The organism is Xanthomonas sp. SHU 199, from assembly GCF_000364665.1.
Taxonomy (GTDB): domain Bacteria; phylum Pseudomonadota; class Gammaproteobacteria; order Xanthomonadales; family Xanthomonadaceae; genus Xanthomonas_A; species Xanthomonas_A sontii.
In genome coordinates this window covers 1-3,530 of record NZ_AQOI01000471.1, presented here as the reverse complement: position 1 = coordinate 3,530, position 3,530 = coordinate 1, and the positions used below count along the sequence as shown (strand labels likewise).

3 protein-coding genes are annotated in these 3,530 nt (G+C 71.4%); 1 reads left to right on the top strand and 2 read right to left on the bottom strand.

Annotated features, from left to right (window positions below):
* A partial coding sequence (locus D183_RS0114910; protein ID WP_026144503.1) for a PepSY domain-containing protein occupies nt 1–1,832 on the bottom strand: 1,832 nt, incomplete at its 3' end.
* 200 nt (nt 1,833–2,032) lie between these two features.
* On the opposite strand from D183_RS0114910, the gene D183_RS0114905 reads away from it, so the two are divergent.
* Nucleotides 2,033–2,788, top strand: a complete 756-nt coding sequence (locus tag D183_RS0114905) for a DNA/RNA non-specific endonuclease (protein WP_017909707.1) — start codon at nt 2,033–2,035, stop codon at nt 2,786–2,788.
* Nucleotides 2,789–2,898: 110 nt separating this feature from the next.
* On the opposite strand, the gene D183_RS0114900 is transcribed toward D183_RS0114905, so the two are convergent.
* The coding region (locus D183_RS0114900; RefSeq protein ID WP_017909706.1) for a LysR substrate-binding domain-containing protein at nt 2,899–3,530 on the bottom strand (632 nt) is incomplete at its 5' end.

Below are 3,530 nucleotides of genomic sequence, written 5' to 3'. Positions count from 1 at the left end.
TGCCACAGCGGCTGCCGCAGGCCATCGGCCTGTACCGTCTGTTCCGCGTCCAGCGCCTGTGCGGCGAGCCAGGTGCGGATCGCGTCGGCCGCATGGCAGGGCTGCACTTCCAGGATGTCGCCGGCATGCCAGTGCGCCTGCGGCGGCGGCACCAGGTCGATACGCCACACCGGCGCGCCGGCGCTGCCGGGATTGAGCAGGACGCGACCGGCCAGGCCCCAGTCCAGCGGCTCCGGCGCCTGCAGCACCGGCGCCGACGCCGCCACGCCGGTGAGCGCAGACAGTTGCCATTGCCACTGCGCCAGTGCCTGCGGATCGGCGTTGTCCACTTCCAGTGGCGGGAACAGCGCCTGTGCGCCCTGCGCGTCCAGCCAGTGCTGCACCTCCCGCGAGAAGCCGCAGAACTGCGGGTACTGGCGATCGCCCAGGCCGAGCATGGCGTAGCGCAGCTCCGGCAGGGCCTGCGCCTGGCGCAGCACGCGGCGCACGAAGCCGCGCGCCGCGTCCGGCGGTTCGCCGTCGCCGAAGGTGCTGACCACGAACAGCGCGCGCTGGCTGCCGCGCAGCTGGGCCAGGTCCAGCTGCGCCAGCGAACGCACCTCCACCGCCAGCCCGGCGGCCTGCAATTGCGCGGCGGTCTGCCAGGCCAGGCGCTCGGCCAGGCCGCTCTGGCTGGCGAAGCCCACCAGCCAGGCGCCGGCGGCATCGCCGACCAGCCCCGGCAGCGCGCGGCGCGCGGCGCGCAATGCGCGCTTCTTGCGCCGGCGGTCCAGGTACAGCATCCAGCCGGTGACGAAGAACAGCGACATGCACAGGCTCGCCAGCAGCATCGCCACGCGCCCGGGCAGGCCGAAGAAGCTGCCGCTGTGCAGTGCGAACATGCTGGTCAGCAGGCGCCGGCCCAGCGGTTGCTGCCGGTACTCCAGGTGGCGCAGGACGCGGCCACTGGCCGGATCGACCTCCACGCTGTCGTAGGCACGGTCGTGCGCCGGATCGGGCGGCAGGTAGCGGGCCACGATCGGCTGGCCGCTGCGGCCGGGCAGGCGCAGGTCCAGGTAGGCGCGCTGCGCGGCCGGCACGGTGGCGAGGGCCGCCTGCAGCCGCGCGTAGTCCACTGCCGGTGGCTTCCCGCCACGACCGCCCTCCTTCTCCTTGGGCGCGGCATCGCCGCCGAGCATCGCCACCAGCCCCTGCCGGTACCAGTCGTAGGACCAGTACAGCCCGGTCGCGGCGATCAGCAGGTACACCAGCAGACACCAGGTGCCGATCACCGAGTGCAGGCTCCACAGGAAGCTGCGTCCCTGCCGGTTCCACTCCACCGCCCACCAGGCGCGCCAGCTCCACCAGCGCCGCGGCCAGCGCAGGTACAGGCCGGACAGGCAGAAGAAGATCAGCACGAAGGCGCAAACCCCGGTGACCGCCTTGCCGCGCTCGCCGGCGGCCAGGCGCCGGTGCAGGTCTTCGACGAAGGAGAAGAACCCATCCAGGCGCGGCGCCGGCAGCACCGCGCCGGTGTAGGGGTCGAAGTACAGGCGGCCGCCGTCGCGGCCGGGCAGGCGCACCGCGGACGGCCGCGTGCCGGTCGGATCGATCAACACGCGGTTGCTGCGGTGCGCCCCTTCCAGGTCCAGGCGCCGCGCCAGTTCGGCCAGCGGCAGCGGCTGCTCGCCGGCGGCATGACGCGCGGCGATGGCGGCCAGCGGCGGATTGGCCAGGCGCACGATCTCGTCCTCGAAGGCGAGCGTGGCCCCGCTCAGGCCCATCACCGACAGCACCAGCCCGGCGCTGATGCCGAGCAGCCAGTGCAGCTGGAACAACAAGGACTTGATCACGTCGGCGCGGTGCGGGACAGGGCGGTCGCGCATTGTAAATGAGAACGCTTATCGCATGCGATTGATCCGTCGCCGCGCGACGTCTACCGCCAAACGTGACCCACGGCGCAGTTGCCATTTGCGGCACATCCAGCGGTCACCCGACAGACATCGAATCTCGCCAGTTTCTTCACCTCCCCTGACCAGCCGAGGTTCCTGCAATGTCCGTCTCCCTGCGCGGTTGTCTTGCCCTGCTTGCGCTGTTCGCCGCCCAGGCGGCAAGCGCCGCCACCAGCTGTCCCACGCTCTACGCCGGCGGCAAGGCGCCGACGCTCGACGCGTCGATCACCAGCCGCACCACCGAGGTCTGCCATACCGAATACGTGCTGATGGCCTCCGGCGTGACCAAGGGTCCGCTGTACTCGGCCGAGCACATCACCGACCAGCAGGTCGCCGGCGCCGAATCGATCGGCCGCGTCGGCTCCTTCCACGACGAGACCGGCATCCCGGCCGCCGACCGCTCGCATACCTCGGACTACACCAACTCCGGCTTCGACCGCGGCCACATGACCCCGGCCGGCGACGCCTCGACCACCAACTCGGAGAAGGAAACCTTCTCGATGGCCAACGTGGTCCCGCAGGACCACAAGCTCAACACCGGCGAGTGGGCGCGGATCGAAGAGCAGGTGCGTCAGCTGGCCAAGCAGCGCGGCGAGGTCTACGTGGTCACCGGCCCGGCCTTCGACAGCGGCACGCGCAGCAGCATCGGCGCCGACCACGTGCAGATCCCGGACTACGTGTGGAAGGCGGTGTACGAACCGGGCAACGGCGCGGCCGCCTACATGTGCGTCAACGACAGCACCATCAACTGCGACGTGGTGTCGATCAACGACGTCATCACCATGTCCGGCGTGGATCCGTTCCCGGCGATCAGCGCCAGCATGAAGGCCAACCCGATCGCGCTGACGTTGCCGTAAGCGGGGATTGGGGATTCGGGATTGGGGATTCGTAAAAGCATCCTGACATCCCTGCCCGGTTTGGGCGGCCGGCGGCGCGTGTGCGCCAGCCGGCCGCCATCGCGCGCGCCTCAGGCGGTGTGCGCGGTCATGGACTCGACCAGGGCCGAGAACACGGCACTGCAGGCGGCGCTGCCGCGTACGTCCTGGTGCATCACGATCCAGCTCTCCAGGCCGACGCGCACCTGCTGCGGCAGCACCGGCAGCAGCGCCGGCGTGCGCCGCGCCAGCGCGACCTGGCAGAAGCCGATGCCGCAGCCGGCGCGCAGCAAGGCCAGTTGCGCCAGGTCGCTGTCGGCGCGCAACGCGAACGCCTCGCGCCGCCACGGCGGCAGCGCACTGCGGGCGGCGCGCAGGAACGGCGTTTCCGTATCGAAGCCGATCAGCGCGTGCTGCGGCAGTTCCTCCAGCGCCTGCGGCAGGCCATGCCGGTCCACGTAGTCCTGGTGCGCGAACAGCGCCACTGCCACCTCGCCGACGCGGCGCGCGACCAGCACGTCCTGGGTGGGCCGGGTCATGCGTACCGCCACGTCGGCCTCGCGGTGCAGCAGGTCCTGCACCCGATTGCTCAACACCAGTTCCAGCCGCAGCTGCGGATGCGCGCGACGCAAGGCCGCCAGCACCGGCGGCAGCACTTCCGCGCCGATCACCTCGCTGGCGGCGATGCGCACCGTGCCGCGCACCGCATCGCCGTGGCGGCCCA

Bases quoted from the DNA above. Each gene is read 5' to 3' on its own strand.
- D183_RS0114905 (WP_017909707.1), top strand. From the start codon at position 2,033: ATGTCCGTCTCCCTGCGCGGTTGTCTTGCCCTGCTTGCGCTGTTCGCC.